General features: G+C 53.8%; 23 protein-coding genes and 1 pseudogene. 10 read left to right on the top strand and 14 right to left on the bottom strand.

The window, feature by feature from the left end:
- Positions 1-36 precede the first annotated feature (36 nt).
- On the bottom strand, positions 37-207 hold the full coding sequence (locus HQ912_RS27390) for a hypothetical protein (protein WP_159440118.1): 171 nt from the start codon (positions 205-207) through the stop codon (positions 37-39).
- Between HQ912_RS27390 and HQ912_RS27385 the strand changes: the two genes are divergently transcribed.
- Positions 206-2,062, top strand: a complete 1,857-nt coding sequence (locus HQ912_RS27385) for a DEAD/DEAH box helicase (protein WP_090401483.1) — start codon at positions 206-208, stop codon at positions 2,060-2,062. The two genes, HQ912_RS27390 and HQ912_RS27385, sit on opposite strands and share 2 nt — an antisense overlap.
- Entirely contained in the window at positions 2,059-2,484 is a 426-nt protein-coding gene (locus tag HQ912_RS27380) for a hypothetical protein (RefSeq protein ID WP_090401484.1), read from the top strand. Before HQ912_RS27385 ends, HQ912_RS27380 begins: the two co-directional genes overlap by 4 nt.
- A 132-nt stretch (positions 2,485-2,616) precedes the next feature.
- On the opposite strand, the gene HQ912_RS27375 is transcribed toward HQ912_RS27380, so the two are convergent.
- From HQ912_RS27375 to HQ912_RS27350, 6 genes and pseudogenes are all read right to left on the bottom strand, one after another.
- On the bottom strand, positions 2,617-3,447 hold the full coding sequence (locus tag HQ912_RS27375) for an inositol monophosphatase family protein (RefSeq protein ID WP_090401485.1): 831 nt from the start codon (positions 3,445-3,447) through the stop codon (positions 2,617-2,619).
- A gap of 546 nt (positions 3,448-3,993) precedes the next feature.
- Positions 3,994-5,367: a tyrosine-type recombinase/integrase gene (locus tag HQ912_RS27370; RefSeq protein ID WP_260990059.1), complete on the bottom strand. Its 1,374-nt coding sequence runs from the start codon at positions 5,365-5,367 to the stop codon at positions 3,994-3,996.
- Positions 5,360-5,866 carry a hypothetical protein gene (locus HQ912_RS27365; protein ID WP_143513849.1) on the bottom strand — a complete coding sequence of 169 codons (507 nt, stop codon included), beginning with the start codon at positions 5,864-5,866 and terminating at the stop codon, positions 5,360-5,362. The genes HQ912_RS27370 and HQ912_RS27365 overlap by 8 nt, the downstream gene beginning before the upstream one ends.
- Complete coding sequence (locus HQ912_RS27360; RefSeq protein ID WP_260990058.1) at positions 5,863-7,488, bottom strand: hypothetical protein; 1,626 nt, start codon at positions 7,486-7,488, stop codon at positions 5,863-5,865. The genes HQ912_RS27365 and HQ912_RS27360 overlap by 4 nt, the downstream gene beginning before the upstream one ends.
- A gap of 467 nt (positions 7,489-7,955) precedes the next feature.
- On the bottom strand, positions 7,956-10,238 hold the full coding sequence (locus HQ912_RS27355; protein WP_143513850.1) for a hypothetical protein: 2,283 nt from the start codon (positions 10,236-10,238) through the stop codon (positions 7,956-7,958).
- 60 nt (positions 10,239-10,298) lie between these two features.
- Positions 10,299-11,210: pseudogene (locus tag HQ912_RS27350) on the bottom strand (YifB family Mg chelatase-like AAA ATPase); the annotation flags it as partial.
- Positions 11,211-11,486: 276 nt separating this feature from the next.
- Between HQ912_RS27350 and HQ912_RS27345 the strand changes: the two are divergent.
- The gene (locus HQ912_RS27345) at positions 11,487-12,764 is read left to right on the top strand and encodes a sensor histidine kinase (protein WP_047226140.1); all 1,278 of its coding nucleotides are present in this window, start codon (positions 11,487-11,489) and stop codon (positions 12,762-12,764) included.
- Between the two features lie 93 nt (positions 12,765-12,857).
- Here the strand turns inward: HQ912_RS27345 and HQ912_RS27340 are convergent, their stop codons facing one another.
- Positions 12,858-13,118 (bottom strand): accessory factor UbiK family protein, encoded by a 261-nt coding sequence (locus tag HQ912_RS27340; RefSeq protein WP_047226139.1) that lies wholly within the window; start codon positions 13,116-13,118, stop codon positions 12,858-12,860.
- Positions 13,119-13,530: 412 nt separating this feature from the next.
- On the opposite strand from HQ912_RS27340, the gene glnK reads away from it, so the two are divergent.
- From glnK to sutA, 4 genes are all read left to right on the top strand, one after another.
- A complete protein-coding gene (gene glnK / locus HQ912_RS27335) occupies positions 13,531-13,869 on the top strand; it encodes a P-II family nitrogen regulator (protein ID WP_002555808.1) in 339 nt (112 codons plus the stop codon).
- A gap of 33 nt (positions 13,870-13,902) precedes the next feature.
- The gene (locus tag HQ912_RS27330; protein ID WP_047226138.1) at positions 13,903-15,228 is read left to right on the top strand and encodes an ammonium transporter; all 1,326 of its coding nucleotides are present in this window, start codon (positions 13,903-13,905) and stop codon (positions 15,226-15,228) included.
- Positions 15,229-15,440: 212 nt separating this feature from the next.
- Positions 15,441-15,866: a secondary thiamine-phosphate synthase enzyme YjbQ gene (locus HQ912_RS27325; protein WP_047226195.1), complete on the top strand. Its 426-nt coding sequence runs from the start codon at positions 15,441-15,443 to the stop codon at positions 15,864-15,866.
- 101 nt (positions 15,867-15,967) lie between these two features.
- Positions 15,968-16,291: a transcriptional regulator SutA gene (sutA, locus tag HQ912_RS27320; RefSeq protein ID WP_014340827.1), complete on the top strand. Its 324-nt coding sequence runs from the start codon at positions 15,968-15,970 to the stop codon at positions 16,289-16,291.
- A 211-nt stretch (positions 16,292-16,502) separates the two neighbouring features.
- Here sutA and HQ912_RS27315 read toward each other — a convergent pair whose 3' ends face one another.
- The 6 genes from HQ912_RS27315 to lptM are packed head-to-tail and all read right to left on the bottom strand — an operon-like array spanning position 16,503 to position 21,104.
- Positions 16,503-17,207, bottom strand: coding sequence for an HAD family hydrolase (locus tag HQ912_RS27315; protein ID WP_173407503.1), 705 nt, complete (start codon positions 17,205-17,207; stop codon positions 16,503-16,505).
- Positions 17,204-18,103 (bottom strand): tyrosine recombinase XerC, encoded by a 900-nt coding sequence (xerC, locus tag HQ912_RS27310; RefSeq protein ID WP_076383081.1) that lies wholly within the window; start codon positions 18,101-18,103, stop codon positions 17,204-17,206. The genes HQ912_RS27315 and xerC overlap by 4 nt, the downstream gene beginning before the upstream one ends.
- 2 nt (positions 18,104-18,105) lie before the next feature.
- On the bottom strand, positions 18,106-18,828 hold the full coding sequence (locus tag HQ912_RS27305) for a DUF484 family protein (protein ID WP_047226135.1): 723 nt from the start codon (positions 18,826-18,828) through the stop codon (positions 18,106-18,108).
- 13 nt (positions 18,829-18,841) lie between these two features.
- Positions 18,842-19,672 (bottom strand): diaminopimelate epimerase, encoded by an 831-nt coding sequence (dapF, locus tag HQ912_RS27300; protein ID WP_047226134.1) that lies wholly within the window; start codon positions 19,670-19,672, stop codon positions 18,842-18,844.
- A 4-nt stretch (positions 19,673-19,676) separates the two neighbouring features.
- Complete coding sequence (gene lysA / locus HQ912_RS27295) at positions 19,677-20,924, bottom strand: diaminopimelate decarboxylase (protein ID WP_047226133.1); 1,248 nt, start codon at positions 20,922-20,924, stop codon at positions 19,677-19,679.
- Positions 20,925-20,933: 9 nt separating this feature from the next.
- A complete protein-coding gene (lptM, locus tag HQ912_RS27290; RefSeq protein WP_047226132.1) occupies positions 20,934-21,104 on the bottom strand; it encodes an LPS translocon maturation chaperone LptM in 171 nt (56 codons plus the stop codon).
- A gap of 202 nt (positions 21,105-21,306) precedes the next feature.
- On the opposite strand from lptM, the gene cyaY reads away from it, so the two are divergent.
- From cyaY to rnk, 3 genes are all read left to right on the top strand, one after another.
- A complete protein-coding gene (gene cyaY / locus HQ912_RS27285) occupies positions 21,307-21,639 on the top strand; it encodes an iron donor protein CyaY (RefSeq protein WP_047226131.1) in 333 nt (110 codons plus the stop codon).
- Positions 21,640-21,643: 4 nt separating this feature from the next.
- On the top strand, positions 21,644-21,862 hold the full coding sequence (locus HQ912_RS27280; RefSeq protein ID WP_047226130.1) for a DUF1289 domain-containing protein: 219 nt from the start codon (positions 21,644-21,646) through the stop codon (positions 21,860-21,862).
- Positions 21,863-22,139: 277 nt separating this feature from the next.
- The gene (rnk, locus tag HQ912_RS27275; RefSeq protein ID WP_047226129.1) at positions 22,140-22,550 is read left to right on the top strand and encodes a nucleoside diphosphate kinase regulator; all 411 of its coding nucleotides are present in this window, start codon (positions 22,140-22,142) and stop codon (positions 22,548-22,550) included.

Genomic DNA, 22,550 nt, shown 5'->3' with positions numbered 1-22,550 from the left:
CATTCGGCTATTATGATTAAAAGCGTGTTCAGCCCTCTAAACCGCCTTTGTTGATCCAGTTGATTCAGAAATAAGGATTTTCGATGCCCGCCACAGCTTCGTTGCTGTCGACAGTTCTTTTTCTATCGCAATCTGCGCAAGCGCATGCTGCTCGTTCGAGCGGCGTTTTTGTCGTGGATTCTCGAAAAACGCCAGAGAGTTTTTCATGAATTACTTTACCGACACTGCCGTTAACATTTTAGGCAACAGTAAGCTGCGGACGCCTCAAATCGAAGCCTACATGAAGGCCCAAGAGCATTTTGCAAGCAATCCTGAACAGGATGCGCTGATCGTGCTGCCTACGGGCACGGGCAAATCAGGGCTGATTTCCATCGTGCCGTTTGGAATGGCGAAAGGGCGTGTCTTGATCATCACCCCTGGTCTTGTGACCAAGCAGAGCATTCGGAAGACCCAAGACCTCTTGGAAGACAATTTCTGGATTAACTTTGATGTGATCTTCAGTGGAAATGACCTGCCCGTCACCTGCGAATTCAGCTCGCTGACGCTTCAGCGCAGCCTGGAGCAAAGCCATATCGTTTACTCCAATATTCAGCAAATTCACAGCGACCGCGCTACGTGCCTGACCAGGCGAGTCCCGCCCGACTTCTTCGACCTGATCATCGTCGATGAAGGGCATCACGCGCCGGCTGACACTTGGCAAAAGACACTTGGCTACTTCGCCAAGGCTAAAAAACTTTTTGTAACTGGAACCCCATTTCGTGGTGACAACCAGGAAGTGCCCGGAAAGCTGATTCACAAAACGCCACTGTCTGAGGTGATGAGGGACCGCTACGTCAAATGGCTCAGGAAAGAAACGGTCAATGCTCATGAGCTCTATTTCACGTTGGCTGACCAGCCAGGCGTTAGGTTATCAAAGGAGGAAGTGCTGGGTTTCAAAGACCCTGAGTGGGTCCAGCGTAGCGTTGCATTGTCCAAAGAGTGCTCATTGGACGTGATTGACCAGAGCATTCACAACCTCACGGAGCTGAAGAAATCATCACCTGAAGTGCCTCACAAAATCCTTGCTGTGGGCTGCAGTATTGCCCACGCCGAGGATTTACGTACTTGGTACGAGGCCAAAAATTTAAGAGCGGCGATTGTTCATAGCTACATGGAACAGCCGGACATCGATGCAGCTTTTAGAACGATCGATAACAATCAGTGCGACGTGGTCATCTCAGTGAACATGCTGATGGAAGGCTATGACCACAGGTACCTTACGGTTCTTGCGCTTTTTCGGCCCTATCGAAGCCTGAATGCTTTCGCTCAAATCGTCGGCCGGGTGCTACGCGCAATCCCCCCAGAGGAAATCACTGCGTTCGAGATTGATAACAACGCCGTTGTGATCTACCACGAGGAAACCGGTCTGGATGCGATGTGGAGCTCGTTTCAGAAGGAGGTTGATCGAGCAAAACATCAACGCACCAAGGAATACACAATCACTGACGAGGAATACGTTCGAAGAGAGGAGTCCCTGGCGGGTGTTGGATCCTCCGAAGCGTTTGTGAGCGATCAGGACTCCTATTTGGAAGACTTGGACTTCAACAAGATTTTCTCTGACAAGCGAGCTGAAATCGATGCTTTTGCGGCCCAGAAAGTCAAAGAATTGCCGGGCATAGAGGGTTACGACGCTGACGTGCTTGCACAGTTGACGAACGTCATCCGAAACGCCGAGATGAAGAAAGCCGCCCAGGTCATCGACCCGACACTCATGGAAAAGCGACCAGAGATCGCGCGGAAGCAGCTTCGAGAGATTCTTACAAAAAAGGCCCAAGATGAAGTTGCCACGCTGCTCAGCGACTTAGGGGTCGACGATAAAAGCTCTACTCTTTATCGGAAATTCGCAGCTCACGTTCCGATGGCAAAGCCGAATACGCCCAACGACGGTATACTGGTGAGCTTTATCAATACCAAGCTTGCTAAGAAGTACGGCAAGGTTGCTGAGCGTGATAATAGCTCGCTTTCCGAGTCGATCTCGCACGTGGAAGTAGTCATCGCTGAACTGAGGAAAATGCTGAGATGAGCCTCGAATCTATCAAATTACTCGTTGACGAACTGACGACTCTCCATATCAGCCGAGGCGTTCAGCCTAGCGACCTCATCGACAACCTGTTCGAAGACGCTTACGTCGAATCAGCATCCCGTAAGACATCGAATGGTGTGATATTTGAGATCACCTTTCTCGAGATCGATGAAAACGACTGTCCTGTGAAAGTGGCGATGCGATACACCTACGACAGTAGTCGCAACTTGGTGCTCATCGAACAGAAAGTCGCAAAGAAATACGCAATTCAGTGGGATCGTGCAGCCTCAATACGCCAACGAGTTGAAAGACTCGAAGCCATGCTGGCCACCAGTCTCCCACAAGAGAAAGTGACGGCCATACTTTCCACCATCCCAGACGATGTTGTGGCCATCTTTCCTCGTCTGAAGCTCGTCGCTTAGTCCAGGTATAACTGGACATATACCGCTCGGAGAGCGCCCCGTCCTGTGTGGCGCGATCGGGTGACCCGATGGAGTTCAATTACTCGCGTAGAGCATGGTTTTGACCGATTCTGGTGGTCAATAGTCAGGCTTCTAATCAATAGCGTTTGAACCCCCGAGCACCAGATTCCATTCACGAGCTTTCAACTCGCGACATGCTGAAGGTGATCCACCAAAGCAGCGTTGCGAAACAGCCGTCATCTGTGCCTCTGTCGCATAGCGAATCTCGGACCCATTTTCATCCAATAAGACGCCTCCGGCACCTCTCAACAGCGCATGACCAGCCACAACATCATGCGCTGAAACAGCGTAGAGAGAGATGCCGCAAATTCCGTCACCCACAGCCACTCTTGCCAGTCTGTACGCGATCGATGGCATTGCATGGAAATGTCCTGGAGCACACAGTTCACGATTGAGTTCTGCCTTTGTCACCGCAGCTGCACTCACCATGATCGTGCTTTGATTCGAAAGCTGTTTATTTTCGAGGCGTACAGACACAGCTCGACCGTTGCGAATCAAATGGGGGGTGCCCTCAGCCCAACCGATGCAGTCGGGGCGCCCCTCAGAAGTCACTGGTGCGTATACGACCCCCATCACGGGAATGGTGTTATGCAGTAGCCCCACTGATATCGCTGATCCCTTCATGCCATTCAAAAAATCACTGGTGCCATCGTTAGGGTCTACAACCCAACACCACGACTGTCCTGTCAGAACATGCCCGGTCTCTTCGCCCCAAAAATCGCAGTCGAACACGCTGAGAAGTTCTGGTCGCAAAAAACATTCTATTTCGACATCGATCGCGGCCTTGTCACCAATGCCTCGAGGACCCTCTGGAAGACTCCACTCGGCCGCGAGGAGAGCGCCTGCGTGTTGAACGATCTCTGTTACTTGAGCAAGTAGTTCAGAAAGATTTGGGCTAGGCATAAGGCTCCTCAAGGCTGATAAACCGCTCAGGGAATGTCTCTAAGGCTGCTGTGGTGCATGATAGGCATACCGATTGCAATTCGCATCGTCTATAGCAAGTCGTTCCATAAACGCCTACATCGATACCCCCAGGATCATCATGAGAAGACCAAAGAAGATACGTTTAAAGCTTAAGCAGATTGTCGAATACAGGCGGATAGCCCGCTCGGTTCTGGAAAAGCGGTCTCTCAAACAGAGCAGATTCTTGGAACGCGCAGCAAGCTTTGACCGAGATTTTGAGCCAGTTGGGGGCCTGGCTGGTGCAAGCAAACATTCACCTAAATGCATATCTTCAGAAGATATGGAGGCCTGACAATTCTCTCCAACCTCAGGGTCGGCATGCGACCTTCGAATTTTAAGCCAATGGTTAAGGAGGGGGCAAGCAATTCGGATCAGCTAATCGCTGTGCAAAGTACGTGAACGGCCACTCGACAATATCAACCCTGATCTCATTTACTTTTGATTTTGGTGTGCTAGTAGAAAACTGATAATTCCAAATAACGCTTGTTAGGCCGAGTGCTGAAGCTCATTTAGATATTCGGATATCGTATTCAACAGCTCATTAACTGATGATGAGGTAAATCCCGCTTTTATTTCTGCTTGGGCCATTTTGACAGTTTGTAGTAACGATGAAAGGTGCTCGCTGCGGATTGCCGCCTCCACAACTTCTTTTCTGTTGGATATATCCGAGAAAGCAAGATGTATGTAGTTGTCTAAAGAATTAATGTTTGTGTGACCTGTCCATTGTTGCACCTCACGTTTGAAGGATTCAGTGTTGATTAGTAAGTTCCTGAACTCATCAGAATTATTAAAGTCATGCTGAATAATCAATTTTATGAAATATTGAGTGATGAAGCGATGTCTGTACATGTGTGGAGATAAGCGCTCATTGATGCCAGCTAGTCCCGCCAACTCCGAGATCTCCTGTGTGATCGTATTTGGCATAAGGCCCTTTCCAGTGCGTGCACTGATAAACAGCATGCCATCGTCCTCAACTCCCAGAGATCTAATTTTTGGGAGTCGGTTAAATTCAATATAAGAGGCGATGAATTTCAAATCCGGAATTGAGATGGGCAAGTATCGATGATGGATTGAGTTTCCGCGCTTTTTCGCCGTCATCAATTTTAAGCCGATGGTTGGCTCATGAAGCGCTGCATATACATCATGCGTCGTTATCGAAACCAATTCAGAACGTCGGCAACCAGTATGGGCAAGTAGTTTAAGCATCACGAATCTACGCTTTCTGAGAAAAAGGTCCTCAGTACCAGCGGCTGCTTCGATAATGGCATTAGAATGAGCGTCAGTAATCGGGAATCTTTTTTTGTCAGGAGATGGCTCAGGAAATGAACGGTGATGCCAATAGTATTTGGTGATGCGCTTTCTTCCGTTCCCAATATCGATTTCAGCTTTTCTTTTTTCAGCTTTGATCACTCCATCTTTACCGACAAACTCATCTCTACCGGTGATTTTTCCGATATAGACCAGTAAGTCGATACAGTTTTTCCCTATCGTAAGTATTGAAGTTGTCGACCGAAGTGTGTGTGTTGTAGACAGTGATTTCTTGTCGTTAAGCAACGTCTGCATGAATAGTATAAAGAGGCTGTCGGTCATTTGCGCAACATCAATCGCGTTATCCGAACAAAAGCGCAGTAAATGGCTTATGTTGCCCGCATAGGTTTTTAATGTTCCGCCTTTGTTATTGCGAGACAATCCTTTTCTATAAAGAGAATGCATGTAGCAATTAGAGTAGTGACACCATGTGCCGTTAGGATAGCGAAGCATCGGGATGTACGAAGCTGAGTTGAAAATATATGTTTGATCGGAAAGTAGCGCTAAAGGTAGCTGAAAGTGTGCTGATGTCAAACGATAAAGTTTAGTCATTGGTCGTTACTCTGGGGTATTTCAATAGTGCATAAATTTCCGATTGTTGTTTCTCGCAGAGTTGAATATTTACTATATTGTTTGTCTTCTTGGCGTACGTTCTTGCCTGTTCCATGCTTGTTTCTAATGCGATGGTGTAGCAAAGAATTTCTTCGTTGAGAAACTGTATTTCTTTTTTAAGAGCAATGACGTCGTCTTTTAACGTTCTAGGTTTGTCTTGAGCAGAAATCAGAACCACTACTGGGGAACACGCTTTTAGTGCCGAAATTCTTGCATGATCCATAGCCTCAAAGCCTCCTGCAAGAAAGCAATCAGCACGGGTCTTCAACGTATTTAAAGAGCAAGGATAGATGTTTTTATCCGGAGCTGAGTGTCGAGCTAATGAGCCTTGTGATTTTAAGAAAGCTCCTATCGCTGATTTCTGATATTTGTGTGGATGAGAGGCAATATCGAGAAGTAAATTGTAAAGGTTGATAGTCGAATGAAGTTTTTTGTTCATATTGATTTTATCAGCTTGGTTACCAGCCTATAGGTAGTTACGTCGTCTATCTTGATAAAATGCGGCTCGACAGTTAGCGAGTGGTTTTCGATTAGTGTTTCCAAGTAGATTTCTACTTCTTGAGAATCCAGTATGGTAAATTCAGATGTTCCAAAATGTGAAAGTAGAGCTGCCGCGAGTTCATTGGATACCTCTTTATCGCCAGCCGCTAAGGAGTCTGCCAGATAAGCTGCTTTTACCCCGCGAAGTACTTCTCCAGGAGTGGCTTCAGTAATGTAATGATAGAGGTGTTCAAGATCCGCATGGCCCAAGAACCATCTTAATGTGTCGAGGCCACCAAATGAATTGCCCCAAAAAAATATCATCGAAAAGCCGCGCCTCAGTTGGTGCTGGCGGAAATAAAATCTTGATCCTTCGCTGTTTCGAGGTGCCTCAATGTAGTCGCAGAAAAAATCAATACTTCTATTGTAGGCAGGCGAATGTAAGCTCTTTTTTAGTCCTTTTGCATATCTGTCAGGCGGGGCGAACAAATATGTATACTCAATAATAAGTTTATTTTTGAGCAGCAGGCTTTGGAAGTTTTCCAATGTTTCAATAATGTGAACGCCGATACTTGGAATGGGTCTTTTTAAAATTTGTTTATTGGATAAAAATCCGGATTTTGCGTTAAAAAATATTAAATTTCGCTTTGAGTCATCAAGGCACTCAAACGGCATCAGGCTTTTAAGTTCCGATTGGCGCCGCGCCATCAGTAATCCGATGATCAATTGCGCTGCGCCATAATATACTCGTAACAGTTCCCACAGCCCCTCGTTACTGCGGAGCCTGTTAAAATACTCCTGAACTTTGTTTTCTCTAAGTTCTTTAGAGAGTTTTTTGCCAGCCAGCATCTTGGTGCTAAGACTCCAGCATTGGACTCCTAACCCAGCTAAACGAGGTGTGATAGCTTTGCGAACCCACCAATCCGAATCAGGATCGTTTACGCTCTCACCATACTTTGCTTGAGCAGCAATGACAGCAGAAGCAGATTGGAAAATGTCTTCTCCGTACTCGTAAATAAAATCGATAGCCTTCTGCAGCGCAGGTAATAGGATACTCGGCCTCAATGTCTTAAAACGCATGGTTTGCGCTAAATTTAGGTGCGCTTTCAAAGCACTCAAACTGAGCTTAGTAAAAGCATGACTGGGAATTTCAATTCCTAATTCTGGCAGTTTGTTTATCGCCATAAAAGTTGCATAATATTTGGTAAACTGTCGATCTGACATCGAGTCTTCATTTGCCGTACGAACGCCAACGACATTGTACTCAGTTGTCATCCCTGGATAAGGGGCCAGATTTAGCTCAGGTAAAGCACTTTTTATAGCGCCCCCCACAAGGGTATTTTTATAGATGTGTGATGCCAGTCGGGTGATGCTTACCGTTAACCTGTACCCCGAGCTGAGAATGGGGCTATAATAATCGTTCTCATGTAGCCATATTTTGACTTTAAGAGTTTCGCTTGGCGAAAGGCCATATGCTGTTTCATTTTGAATCATTAAAAAATAGAGATCGGGATTTTTTTCAGCGAAACGTGAGACAATCTGATCGCTACATTCACTGGATCTTCTTAGGAAATCGACCACAGTTTGTCGCCAGTTATAGACCCCTTCAGCAATTTTTTCCGAACTCGACAACTGATAAAAAACGCTGCGACATCGTTTTCTGTTAGAAGGTTTAATCCATGGCTAGCGAGCTTAAGGCGCGAACTGTTCAGCAAAAGGTAGTCAATGATGTTTATCGCTCTTCGCGTGTTAGCGTACGCGGTGATACTACCTGGTTTTACACCTTGATTTAAATTCTGGGTATTCTGAACGGTTATCCAGTTTTTGAATAATTTCAATAATTTTTTGTTTTTGGGGGCGGAAAGTTTAGACCCGTCCTCGAGCTCCACGTTGAAATTTACACAAAATCTATACCCGCGCGCGAAATCAAAGCACCATACGTTGGAATCAAAGTCCGAGGTCAACCATTCGCTTTCAAACCGAGTTTTCTGGGAGGGGAACATTTCTTCCAGAAAGGCCAACGCGTGAATATTTTCTTTCGCGTTCATTTAAATGGTTATCCCTAGTTTGTTTTTAGCGTTAGAGAGTGCAAGCTGAATGTCTGGTCGATCACTAAGGCACGAGTCAACGTGAGTGATTATTTTAGAGCTCAGATCTTTCCAAAGACTTGATTGTATATGGCTGCTAGATTTGTACCTTGAATCATTAAGCTTTAATAGTTCTTCAAAAATTTGTTCATTCAGTGATACCAATATAGAGCTGTCGGGCCGCACCTCGCTAAAGCGAGTGTTTGATTCCTCAGGGGGGAGTTGTATCGAGTGGTTTAATAAAAACTCCTCAACCTGTTCTAAGGTGTCAAAACCTGAAGCCTTCAGTTTGTATGGGCTCCCATCCATCGCTTCGATAATTATTCCTGCTTGAAAAATTCTAATCCATCGATCTTGAAAGAAATCCCAAATGGGTGCTGGGAGATAGCGCGCTAACAACGATGGATCAAATGATTTATGGCCAAGAGCTTCGGACATTTTTTTTGCGCTTTTTGATTCTAAATAGATCATTACTCCAGCGGTCGCGCGAATTGTGGAGAGATTAGCGCGTTGTGCGAGGTACGTAGCTTCAGCATGATCTAGGTTCGTGTATTTCTTTAAGCCGGATACCAGTCTTTCTATTGGGATGGGTGATGTGGTAACCGAAGCTAACTTTGGTCGCTGAAATTTGCCGAAGCTTCTAACTGCGGATAATAATAAATATCTGTAATTATCATCTCCAATAGATTGTAGGTATCGTCTGCCGTAGTCGGTGACGTCCATTATTTGTTGAACAAGATATGCACCGTACTCGCAAAGGCTAATAACCTGCTCAGCTTCACGGTGCCCTCTACGAAGTTTATATCCAACTAATTGATACCCGTTGTCGGTTGGGATGAATCCAATTTTTTTCCCATGCTCATCATATATCTCCAAGTTTTCCAAGAAACCAACGGTGATTTTTGGATACAGACTAACGAGTAGTAGACAGTGTGGGTACAATGAGCTTGTTGTTGCTAATCCTAGCTCATATGCTGTTTCTGCAAATGGCGGAGCAAAAATTTGGACGGCTCGCTCCATTATATATGAATAGGAGTGCTCTTCGATATTTCGTGCTGCATTAGCAAAGCACGCTGGATTATTCCGATCTCTCATCCATTGAATTTGGCCTCCCTCGTTTTCTCCAGATCCACCGATCCAGCGCAGTGTTCCATTCGGTGCTTCTCGCAATCGACGATTTAGTCTGGCATGCAGATCTGCGACTTCAGCTTTAGCCCAGGTTGTTAAGTCGTTCATGGATGAGTTTAGGCTGTCAAAGATGTGGTAGATAGCCGCTTGGTCGGTAATCTCTAGTGGAATATCGTGCAATAATTTTGAATGAACGAGTGTTCCGTCATTTCCAGTGCTGATTCTTGAAGCCGCGTCGGTATAAAGTCTCTTTGGTAACACGGGTAATCCAGCATACCCCCCGCTTAGTAGGGATGCTGGAATAAGTTGGTTGCGCACGAAAGCTGAGAATTGTACGTTCCAGGCCGATGCGATGGTGCTTAGTTTCTGTCCTTTTCCGCTATCATATGCTGTTGTAACGTAATACTTCACAAAACGATCCCAGAATTCGCTCATGAATACGTCTGAAGTTAAGTGTGTAGGTGTGATATCTGATGGTTGAGTCTCTATAAAATCTCCTAGATTCGATAGCATTGGCATTGCTCGATAACGCCTTCCTGATAGGAAGATATGAGTTTCAGAATAGAGTTTCCTTGTAAAGTCGGCACCAAGCTTTCGGTAAAACGCCCATAAGGGAAGAAAATGCATTCCTCCAGAAACATTCAGCAACGGCCATCCTCGCCAATATTCTATTTTTTTGGGGCATTGCTCTAAGCTATTCAGCACACTTATGTATTTGTTTATTGCTTCGATAGTCAAGGGAAATGAATACTCTTTCTTGCTGGGGTATTTCTCTGATAGGAAAGGAATTATTGATATGAAAAACTTCGCTCGTTGGGCGCGAAGTAGCGGAGTCGTTTCAATATGTTTTTCTGAATATAAAAAACCTAGGAAGCCTTCCGCCACCTTTCGGAATTTCGATTGCGATCGCGGAGTTGCCAGCTGACGGGTTATCTGGAGGTAGCACTCAAAACTTTTAAGCGTAATCTGCTTCACCGATGAACATAGCCGACCACGGCTCGACGTTGCGTCGGTAAATATTGCCCTTTGGTATTCATTCAGCTGCTCATACGGATAGTGATCATAGTGGACCCCATTTGAGAAGATTGGCAACGATTGTATGGACGGAAATGCCATGGTAAGCCCTGATCTGACGGTCTAAATTCGATTTTGACAACCAAACCTAAAAAGTCAAAATGGAAGTTCATCGAGAAACAGCACGCCATGGTGGGCGAGGGTGATCTCTCCCGGTTGCGGCTTTGAGCCGCCACCCACCAGCGCCGGGCCGGACGCCGAGTGATGCGGTTGACGAAACGGGCGCTGCGGCCAATGGCTCAACGGTACGCAACTGGCGACCGACTGAATCGCGGCGACCTCCAGGGCTTCACTTTCAGCCAGTGGCGGCAACAACCCCGGTAAACGACTCGCCAGCAATGTCTTGCCGGTGCCTGGTGGTCCGCTGAACAACAGGTTATGAGCTCCCGCAGCGGCGATCAGCAATGCGCGCTTGGCCCCGACCTGGCCTTGTACTTCATTCAAGTCAGGATAGGGCTTGCTCGCCGAGAGCAGCCCGTTGGAAACATAAGGCACCACCGGGGTATGGCCATTGAAGTGGGCTACCGCTTCGAGCAAATGGTCCACCGCGATCACCTTCAGCCCCGATGCCAGACAGGCTTCCTCGGCATTCGCTCGCGGCACCAGCAGCGTACGCCCGGCCTTGCGCGCCGCCAGCGCCGCGGGCAACACACCGCGCACCGGGCGCACCGCGCCGGACAACGCCAACTCCCCGAGACATTCCACATCGTCCAGCATCAGGGTTGGCACCTGTACGCTGGCCGCCAGGATCCCCAGGGCAATCGCCAGGTCGAACCGCCCGCCGTCCTTGGGCAGATCCGCCGGCGCCAGGTTCAGCGTGATGCGCCGCGCCGGGAAATTCAGGCCCGAATTGATGATCGCGCTGCGTACCCTGTCCTTGCTTTCCTTCACCGCCGCTTCAGGCAAGCCGACCATCGTCAGTGATGGCAAGCCATTGGCCAGATGGACTTCAACGGTAACGGCAGGAGCCTCCACCCCCACCTGGGCGCGGCTATGGACAATGGCGAGCGACATGCAATCGTTCCTTGAGTGAATAAGGGGCCGCGTCCTGCGGCTCTTGAAGGTTAGTCGTGGGATAGGCTTTCGGTGGGGCAATCGAAGGCGAAAATTTTGCCAGGATGTTGCGGTTACTAATGGCCGATCACCCCCGCGAACACGATGGCGATAGGGCGCGCGTTCGTTCAGCAGGGCTCTGCGGTCGTTTCACGGAGCCTTCGAAATGACCGCCCCAGCCCCTGCTAGACTCCGATTTGTCCAATCGGCATCTACGGCACAGGGAGTGAGTGGCCCATGAACGATCTGCTGGCTCTGTTAACCGACAAGCGCTTTATACCCCATGGGCATTGCTATATGTGGCGACCGGATTTGCTGTGGACCAATGTCATTGCCGATGGCTTGATCACCCTGTCCTACATCTCCATCCCCTTCACCCTTCTGTACTTTATCCACAAGCGCAAAGACGTGCCTTTTGACTGGATGCTGACGGCTTTTGGTGTGTTCATCCTGGCCTGCGGGACCAGCCATGTGATGGAAATCCTGACTATCTGGCAGCCCTACTATTGGCTGTCGGCGCTGGTTAAGGTAATCACTGCTATCGCCTCGGTGATTACTGCCATCCTGCTGGTTCGGCTAGTGCCTGCGGCCCTTAAGATCCCCAGCCCGCAGCAACTGGCCAGGGTCAATGACGAGTTGCGTGAGGCGCAGGCCGAACTGGTCACTACCGCGCGCCGGGCCGGTATGGCGGAAATCGCCACCAATGTGCTGCACAACGTGGGCAATGTACTCAATAGCGTCAATGTGTCAGCCCGACTCTTGTACGAGAAAGTGCACGCATCCAAGGGGCAGGGGGTGATCAGGGTTGCTGAATTGATGAAGGAGCATTCCGATGATCTCGGCGCCTTTATCAGCAGCGATCCGAAAGGTCGCGCGCTACCCGGCTATCTTGGCAAGTTGGCCGAAGCCCTGGCAGCCGAGCAGCGGAGCATGATCGATGAGTTGGTGCAGCTGACCAAGAGCATCGACCATATCAAGGAAATCGTCGCCACCCAGCAGTCCTATGCCGGTAACTCCAGCGTGCTGGAGCCGGGTTCGCTGCGAGAGCTGATCGAGGATGTGGTGCGCATCTGCGATGTGTCCCTGGCGCGTCATCATGTGACGCTGATCAAGGAGCTCGCCGATATTCCGATGATGTCGCTGGACAAGCACAAGGTGCTGCAAATACTGATCAATCTAATCAACAACGCCAAGCAGGCGCTTGATTCGGTGGCGGATCGACCGTCGCGCATTACCCTGCGTCTGAAGGCCACTGACGACAAGCATGTGCGGATCGAGGTCGAGGACAACGGCGAGGGTATCTCCAGGGACAATCTCACCCGGGTGTTCGAGCATGGTTTTACGACGCGCGCCGACGGTCACGGCTTTGGCCTGCACAGTTGTATTCTGGCTGCGCACGAGATGGGCGGCGAGCTGACGGTGCAGAGCGCGGGGCCGGGTAAGGGCGCGCTCTTTACCCTGGAGTTGCCGCTGGCGCTGGCCCAAGGTCAATCCCAGCGAGCCGCGTGTGGCTGACCTAGTCGGCTTGAGGCCTCGGCAAGAAAGCGTTGCAGGGGCAGGGGAGCGAGACAAAAAATCGCAGCCTTCAGCAGCTCCTGCTGGGGGATTTTATTCGGTAGGAGGATTTATCTTCGTCTCCAACTCCGCCACCTTCGCCTCCAGGCTCTCCAACCGCGCCCGGGTCCGGGCCAGTACGACCATCTGGCTGTCGAATTCTTCCCGGCTGACCAGATCCAGCTTGCTGAACCCGCTTTGTAGCAGGGCCTTGAACTGGCTTTCGATTTCGCTTTTGGGCAGGGGTGTGTCGCCGCTCAAGAGGCGGGAAGCGTGGCCGCTCAGGGCGTCGAGGAGGTCTTTGGGCGCAAGCATGGCAGGTGTCCTGAAAACGATGAGGGCAGTGTATCACGCAGCGTCTATATTCATTTGGCGAGCAAGGAGTGCACGCTTTTCGCGCACTGGACCGGGCATCGTCGCACTGATGTTGTGCGTATTGTTCCGGTTCGGGGTGCGGCGCGAGCCGGCACAGTGGGTAAGAGACTGAAATCAGAAGGTTTGGGCACAGATGGCAAGGTTTCTGCTTAGTGGCTGATGACCCATGCACTGATGCAGTCGCTGTGACGAATGCAGTGCAGCCGGCGAGGCGGGGAGCTTCGTCAGAGTGGTTAGCTGGCACCGGTCGGGCAACTTGGGCCGACGATGCGTTACAAAGCCAGGCACTGCGCTTAGACTTGAGTCGGGTTTGTTTTCCTGGGGCAAGTCCACCAATTCGGGAGAAAGTTTCATGAAGCTAGTCACTGCCATCATCAAGCCGTTCAAGTTGGACGACGTGCGCGAGTCGCTGTCCGAAATCGGCGTGCAGGGCATTACCGTTACTGAGGTCAAAGGCTTCGGTCGGCAGAAAGGTCACACCGAGCTGTATCGCGGCGCGGAATACGTGGTTGATTTCCTGCCCAAGGTGAAGATCGATGTCGCCATTGACGACAAGGATCTGGACCGGGTTATCGAGGCGATCACCAAGGCCGCCAATACCGGCAAGATTGGTGACGGCAAGATATTTGTGGTCAATCTGGAACAGGCTATTCGCATCCGTACCGGCGAAACCGATACCGACGCTATCTAAGCCGCCAAACCCAACGCCCCAGGAGAAAACAATATGACTCTGCGTAAATTCGCAGGGCTAGGAGCCCTGTTGTCCTTCGTAACGCCTGGCCTGGCCATGGCAGAAGAAGCGGCAGCCCCAGTCCTGAACTCCGGCGACACTGCCTGGATGCTCACTGCCACAATTCTTGTACTGTTCATGACTATTCCCGGCCTGGCGCTGTTCTACGGCGGTATGGTTCGGTCGAAAAACATTCTTTCCGTGATGATGCAATGCTTTGCCATTACCGGTCTGATCAGCATCCTGTGGGTCATTTATGGCTACAGCATTGCGTTCGACACCACGGGGATGGAGCAGGGCGTCGTCAACTTCAATTCGTTCGTCGGCGGTCTGAACAAGGCATTCCTGGCGGGCCTCACGCCTAGTAGCCTGACTGGCCTGTTCCCTGAAGCGGTGTTCATCACCTTCCAGATGACGTTCGCCATCATCACCCCGGCCCTGATCGTCGGCGCGTTCGCCGAGCGGATGAAGTTCTCCGCCATGCTGATCTTCATGGCCGTGTGGTTCACCCTGGTGTATGCACCGATTGCGCACATGGTCTGGTCCGGCAACGGCGGCCTGATGTGGGACTGGGGTGTGCTGGACTTCGCTGGCGGCACCGTGGTGCACATCAACGCCGGTATTGCTGGCCTGGTGGCGTGCCTGGTACTGGGTAAGCGCAAGGGCTTCCCGACTACCCCGATGGCACCGCATAACCTGGGTTACACCTTGATGGGTGCGGCCATGCTGTGGGTAGGCTGGTTCGGCTTCAACGCCGGTTCCGCCATCGCGGCCAACGGCACCGCCGGTATGGCAATGCTGGTTACCCAGATTGCAACCGCTGCTGCGGCGTTGGGCTGGATGTTCGCCGAGTGGATCACCCACGGTAAGCCAAGCGCACTGGGCATTGCCTCGGGTGTGGTGGCGGGTCTGGTGGCGATTACTCCGGCTGCCGGCACCGTGGGCCCGATGGGCGCCCTGGTCATCGGCTTGGCGGCGGGTGTGGTGTGCTTCTTCTGCGCCACTACCCTCAAGCGCAAAATGGGCTATGACGACTCCCTGGACGCCTTCGGCGTGCACGGCATTGGCGGTATCCTGGGCGCGATCCTGACCGGTGTGTTCGCAGCGCCGGCCCTGGGTGGCTTCGGCACCGTGACTGATATCGGCGCGCAAGTGTGGATTCAGCTCAAGGGTGTAGGCTTCACGGTGATCTACACCGCGATCGTCACCTTCATCATTCTCAAGGTCCTGGACGCCGTCATGGGTCTGCGTGTCTCCGAGGAAGAAGAAGCGGTCGGCCTGGACCTGGCCCAGCACAACGAGCGTGGCTACAATCTGTAAGTACACGCAATAAAAAATGCCCGGTTCGCCGGGCATTTTTTTGTCTGGAGTTTGTCATTGCTCACAGGATGTGTCGGTTTTTCCGACGTCTTTTGTTATGTACGCGACATGGGTTTTTCTACCGCCATCGGCTTACACCAAAGCAGGCGTATTAGGCCCTTTGTTTTTTCCCAGAGCGCGCTAGAATGCGCGCCGAACGTGCGGAGATCTGTATGTGGCAACAGACGCTGATAACCCTGCGGGCAAGGCCTCGGGGCTTTCATCTGGTAACGGACGAGTTGCTCGCCGGCCTGCCTGAACTCCGGGCATGTCGTGTCGGTCTGTTGCATCTGTGGCTGCAGCATACCTCGGCCTCGTTGACCATCAACGAGAACGCCGATCCGGCGGTGCGTCGAGACTTCGAACGATTTTTCAATCGGCTGATCCCACAAGGAACCGCCGATTATGAGCACAACGACGAAGGCCTGGACGACCTCCCGGCGCACTTCAAGGCCAGCGTGCTGGGGTGTCAGCTTAGTCTGCCGGTCACGGCGGGACGGTTGGCATTGGGTACCTGGCAAGGTGTTTATCTGGGCGAGCACCGTGATCATGGCGGTGCTCGTAAAGTCCTCGCCACTTTGTACGGTGATGGGGAGTAACCGCTGATTGCCGGCGGATGTTGAATTTTTTCTGGCAGCCTTCGACAGACGGCGAAGCTGGGCTATAACTAATCTGCTTTTCGCAAGTCATGAGGTAGAACATGAGCGACGATGATCTGGAAAACGACGACCTCGAAGTAGGTGACGAAGACGAGACCGAAGAAGGCCTGGAAGCGGCGGCTGAAGACGTCGCCGACGACGATGGGGCCGATGTACCGGCGCCAACCGCCAAAGGCAAGGCCAAGGCGGCGGTTTCGGTCGACGAGTTGCCGAGCGTAGAGGCCAAGAACAAGGAGCGTGATGCGCTCGCCAAGGCCATGGAGGAGTTCCTGGCCCGAGGCGGTAAAGTGCAGGAAGTGGAGGCCAACGTTGTTGCGGATCCGCCCAAGAAACCGGACAACAAGTACGGCAGCCGCCCGATCTGAGCATCTGCTTCTTGCTTGCTGAAAAAGCCCGCCGTCGCTGCGGGCTTTTTCATGGGCTATAAAAATCTTCAGGCCAGGCGCCGCGGATCCTGTGGGAGCGAGCCTGCTCGCGATAGCGATCCATCTGTCACATCGACGCTGGATGTGCCATTGCTATCGCGAGCAGGCTCGCTCCCACAATTTGAGGTCTGGTGGCCACAAAACAGGCGGTTCAGGGTTGGCTATGCCACCCCGCCAGTAACCCCGGCAGCTCGGTCAGGCTGCGAATCTCTGCATCCGGTACATGCTCGGCATCCCAGGTTTTACCCGTCGGATTGAACCAGATTGCCCGCAAGCCGGCCTGTTGGGCGCCGGCGATGTCGTCACCCGGATGATCGCCAATGTGCACGGCGGTTTGCGCCGTGGCGCCGCCGCGTTGCAAGGCTTCGTGGAACAGCCGGGCGTCAGGCTTGGCGATGCCGATGTCCTCGGCGCACAGGGCGAACTTGAAATAATCCGCCAGTCCCAGGCGACGTACATCCGCGTTGCCATTGGTGACCACGCCGAGGGCGAAATGGTTGGCCAGAATTTCCAGGGTAGGCTGCACCTCGGGAAAGATTTGCAGTTGGTGACGGGCGTGCAGGAATGTTTCGAACGCTTCGTCCGCCAGCTCCGAGGCTTGCCACTGGTCATAACCGGCGTCCTGCAAGGCACGGAACAGCACTCGTCGGCGCAGTGCGCTGATGCGGTGCTTCAGGCCGGGCTCCTCGCGCAACACTTGCTCGCGAATGGTAAAAAGATGCTCCACCGGCACGCTGCCCAGGTTCGCGGCGTTGTCGGTCAGCCACTGGCGTAAGATGGCCTCGGCACTGGCGATCACCGGGGCGGTGTCCCATAGGGTGTCGTCGAGGTCGAAAGTGATGAGCTCGATGGTCATGATTCGTCGCCCTTGATTCGTTTGGCCCTTGGGTGGGCACTGTCATAGACCGTTGCCAGGTGCTGGAAGTCCAGGTGGGTATAGATCTGGGTGGTCTTGATGTCGGAGTGGCCGAGCAGTTCCTGGACGGCGCGCAGGTCCTGGGAAGACTCCAGCAGATGGCTGGCGAAGGAATGCCTGAGCATGTGGGGATGCAGGTTCTGTCCCAGTTCGCGTTCACCGGCGGCCTTGACCCGCACTTGGATCGCCCGCGGGCCGAGGCGCCGGCCTTGCTGGCTGACAAATACCGCGTCGTCGGCCGGGTTGGTCAGCGCCCGCAACGGCAGCCACAGCTCCAGGGCCTCACGGGCTTTGCGGCCAACGGGCAGCAAACGTGTCTTGCTGCCCTTGCCCAGCACCTGGACCATGCCGTCGGCCAAGTCCAGTTGATCCAGGTTGAGCCCCGTCAGTTCGGAAAGCCGCAGGCCGGAGGAATAGAACAATTCGAGAATCGCCTGGTCCCGTCGCGCCAGGAAGTCATCCTCGACAGCGCCTTCCAGCAATTGCAGGGCCCGATCGGTGTCCAGGGTCTTGGGCAGACGGCGTTCGCCCTTGGGCGGTGCCAGGCCGGTGGCTGGGTCGTGATCGCACAGCCCTTCGCGGTTGAGGTAGTGGTACAGGCCTCGCACTGCTGACAACAGTCGCGCCAGGCTGCGGGAGGATTGCCCTTGTTGATGAAGGCGGGCGACCAGGCTGCGCAGACGCTGGATGTCCAAGGCTGCCCAACTGCCGATGTTTTGCTTCTGGCACCAGGCCAACACTTTTTCCAGGTCGCGGCGATAGGCCGACAGCGTGTGGGGCGACACCTGGCGCTCACTGCGCAGGTGTTCGCAGTAGGCGTCCAGCTGCCGTTCCATCATCAGCGTACCGAGCGCAGTGAACCAGTCATGCGCGGCAGGACCCGGCCGGTGACTTCGGCGATGTAGCTTAAAAACAACGTGCCCACCGAGCTTTTGTAGTGTTGCGGATCACGACTGGCAATGGCCAGCACGCCATGTACGCCCTGGTGGGCGATGGCGACGACAGCGGTGGAGCCGATCTGCTTGCGCTGTTCTTCGCCGAAGAGGAAGTCCAGCTCATGTTCGCGCAGGCTGCCGCTGACGCTCTTGTTCTCCGTGAGCAAGCCGCCGATGGCTGTCTGTGCATCGGCGTGGGTTACCCAGCGCCCCACTGGCATGGCGTTATCGCCAAACAGGATCAGGCTGACAAAAGGCACCTGGAAATCCTGGCGCAGACTGTCTTCGACACTCATCACCAGGTCTTCGAGGGTGTTGGCATCCATGAGCGCCAGGATCAAGCGACGGGTCTTGTCGAAGAGCCGATCGTTATCCCGGGCTACGTCCATCAGGTGCGAAAGACGATGGCGCATTTCGATGTTGCGCTCGCGCAGAATCTTCATCTGATGCTCGACCAGCGACACCGTGTCGCCGCGGCGGTGGGGGATGCGCATCGTCGCCAGCAGTTCTTCATGCTCGACGAAGAAGTCCGGGTGAGCCTCCAGGTACGCGGCCACGGCTGCGGCGTCCGGATGGCTGGGGGATTCGTCGGGCTGCGGGGCTGGAACCTGTGGCTTGTCGGTCATGGGTTTGACTCACTCAAAGACGAACTTGTCCTTCGTATACGCGTACTGCCGGGCCGGTCATCAGCACCGGTTGGCCGGGGCCTGCCCATTCGATGGACAAGCGTCCACCGGGCAGGTCGATCAGTAAAGGCGAATCCATCCATCCCTGACTGATCGCGGCGACTGCCGCCGCGCAGGCGCCGGTGCCGCACGCCTGGGTTTCCCCGGCACCGCGTTCCCAGACGCGCAATTGCGCACGGTGGCGATCGATGACCTGCAGGAAACCGACATTCACCCGCGCGGGGAAGCGCGGATGATTTTCGATCTTCGGCCCCAGCTCATGCACTGGCGCGCTGTTGATATCGCTGACTCGCAAGACGGCATGGGGGTTGCCCATGGATACTGCCGCCAGTTCCACCGTGGTGCCGTCGACCTCCAACTGATAGCTCAAGGCCTGGGCCGGCGCTTCGAACGGAATGTCCTTCGGTGCCAGGCGCGGGGCGCCCATGTTGACGCCGATCTGGCCGTCGTTGCGCACATCCAGTTCGATGATGCCGCTTTTAGTCTCGACGCGAATCTGCCGTTTGGCGGTCAGGCGCTTGTCCAGCACGAATCGGGCGAAGCAGCGGGCGCCGTTGCCGCACTGCTCGACTTCCGAACCATCGGCGTTGAAGATCCGGTAACGGAAGTCCACGTCCGGGTTGTTGGGCGCCTCGACGATCAGCAACTGGTCGAAACCGATACCGGTGTGCCGGTCGCCCCATTGTTTGGCATGCTTGGGCAGAATGTGCGCGTGCTGGCTGACCAGGTCGAGGACCATGAAGTCGTTGCCCAGGCCGTGCATCTTGGTAAAACGCAGCAGCATGGTTTTACTCCGGCAGCAGGCTTTCGCCGGCAAACAACTCGGCTACCGTCTCGCGGCGACGCACTTCAAACGCCTGATCACCGTCCACCAGCACTTCGGCGCAGCGGCCGCGAGTGTTGTAGTTGGAACTCATGACAAACCCGTAGGCCCCGGCCGAATGCACGGCCAGCAGATCGCCTTCTTCCAGCGCCAGCTCCCGACCCTTGGCCAGGAAGTCGCCGGTTTCGCAGATAGGGCCGACAATATCGTAGCTGCGGGCGGCGGTAGCGCGAGGGCGCACCGCGGTGACGTCCATCCAGGCCTGGTACAGCGCCGGGCGGATCAGGTCGTTCATCGCCGCATCGACGATGGCGAAATCCTTGTGCTCGGTGTGCTTGAGGTATTCGACCCGGGTCAACAGCACGCCGGCATTGGCAACGATGTAGCGGCCCGGCTCGAACATCAGGGCCAGGTCGCGACCGTCGAGGCGTTCACGCACCGCCTTGACGTAGTCGGCCACCAGTGGCGGCTCTTCGTCGCGGTAGCGCACGCCGACGCCGCCGCCCAGGTCGATGTGACGCAGGTAGATGCCGCAATCGCTGAGGCGGTCAACCAGCGCCAGCAGGCGGTCGAGGGCATCGATGAAAGGTTCGAGGGTGGTCAGTTGCGAGCCGATGTGGCAATCCACGCCCAGCACTTCCAGGTTCGGCAGTTGGGCCGCGCGTACGTACACATCCTCGGCGTCGGCAATGGCGATGCCGAACTTGTTTTCCTTGAGACCGGTGGAAATGTACGGGTGCGTGCCGGCATCAACGTCCGGGTTCACGCGCAAAGAGATCGGCGCGCGGACACCCATCTCGGCGGCGACCAGTTGCAGGCGCTCCAGCTCATCGGTCGATTCGACGTTGAAGCAGTGCACACCCACTTCCAGGGCGCGGCGCATGTCTTCACGGGTCTTGCCGACGCCGGAAAAAACGATCTTGTCGGCGCTGCCGCCAGCGGCCAGCACGCGTTCGAGCTCACCACCGGAAACGATGTCAAAGCCGGCACCCAGGCGTGCCAGGACGTTGAGTACACCGAGGTTGGAGTTGGCCTTTACGGCGAAACATACCAGGTGCGGCATGCCGGCCAGAGCATCGGCGAAGGCCAGATACTGGGCTTCGATGTGTGCACGGGAATAAACGTAGGTTGGCGTGCCGAAACGTTCCGCGAGCGCGGACAAGGCAACCCCTTCCGCGAACAGCTCCCCGCCACGGTAGTTAAAAGCGTCCATGGCGTTCCCTTAATAAGTGGTGTGGGTATCGTGCGCGTGGGACTTGGATTGCGACGACTTGGCCTGTTCTTCAGGGGATTTGCTGTCGTCGGGCAGGTACAGCGGACCTTTTTGACCACAGGCTGTCACAAGGCAAGCAACCGCGACGAGCGCAGCAAGGGAAGAGATCAGGCGCTTCATGGCGAAATCCTTGAAAATGCGTTAATTGCGCCGGAGTATACCGGCCACCCGGCAGCTTGCCTATGCAACGGGGTTCCCGTCCGGCGCCGGGAGGCTTTTCCCAAAGCCGGCTGTCGTCGGTCGGTATATCCTTTGCAATCGCCGGGAAGCGTCCGTATCTTGCGGCGCTTGAGCATGAGCAGACATTTTCGAGGTTGCCGCAATGAGTTTGACTGAAGCCCGTTTCCACGATCTGGTCGATGCGACCCAGCAAACGCTGGAGGATGTATTCGACGAAAGCGAGCTGGACATCGACCTGGAAAGCTCCGCCGGGGTGCTGACCGTCAAGTTCGAAAATGGCAGCCAGTTGATTTTCAGCCGCCAGGAGCCGTTGCGGCAACTGTGGTTGGCGGCGGTGTCCGGCGGTTTCCACTTCGACTACGACGAGGAAAGCGAGCGCTGGATGTGCGACAAGAGCGAAGAGCAATTGGGCGAGATGCTCGAGCGCATCGTCAAGCAGCAGGCCGGGGTGGAACTGGATTTCGAAGGCCTTTGACAGCGTGAGCCAGAACACTCCGGCGCGGCCGCCCAAACCGCTCTACAGCAACGTCAGCCCCGCAGTGCCCTCTCCGTGCACCAGCGTGTGCAAGTTGGATGAGCAGAAGGTCTGCCTCGGTTGTTTCCGTCATGTGGAGGATATCCGCGAATGGCGCTCGGCCGATGATGAGCGCCGTCGGGTGATCTGTGCCGAGGCGGCTAAACGCAAATCTCTGGTGTAATCGCCCACTGTGTGGGAGCAAGGCTTGCCCGCGATGAAGACGACGCGTTCTTCCTGAAATCGAGGCGCCTGTTTCGCGAGCAAGCTTTGCTCCCACAATCCCCGCGCCACAGTAATTCTGCTCCCCATGACAATGGGTAGATTTGGCCCGGGTTGTTTATTTATTGAGCTGTGATAGTGTCCAGCTACGCCTCAACTCATCGAGGCCCGTGAAAACCCCGTCTTTTTGTGGCGGGGTTTTGCTTTTTTCGTGCAGAACAAAGGAGTCTGCCTGAATCATGACCGTACCTTCCATCACCCTTACACGTCTGGACGTACAGCGTCTGGAGCGCCTGATCGATAGCCTTGATGAAACGCTGCCGGGCGTGATTGCGTTGCAAACCGAGCTGGACCGTGCCGACACCGTGGTAGGCCACGATGAAGTGCCCGCCGATGTCGTGACCATGAATTCGCGTGTGCACTGCCGCGAAGAAAGCAGCGGCAAGGACTATCACCTGACCCTGGTTTATCCACAGGACGCCAATGCCGACGAAGGCAAGATATCAATCCTTGCCCCGGTAGGCAGCGCACTGTTGGGCCTGAAGGTTGGCCAGCACATCGACTGGCCGGCGCCGGGCGGCAAGACGCTGAAACTGACATTGCTGGCCGTGGAGTACCAGCCGGAAGCGGGCGGCGATTTCCACCTCTAA

The organism is Pseudomonas sp. MPDS (genome assembly GCF_013283895.1).
Classification (GTDB): domain Bacteria; phylum Pseudomonadota; class Gammaproteobacteria; order Pseudomonadales; family Pseudomonadaceae; genus Aquipseudomonas; species Aquipseudomonas rhizophila.
The sequence above is the reverse complement of the archived record's forward strand: the minus strand, read 5'-3'. Positions and strand labels throughout refer to the sequence as shown.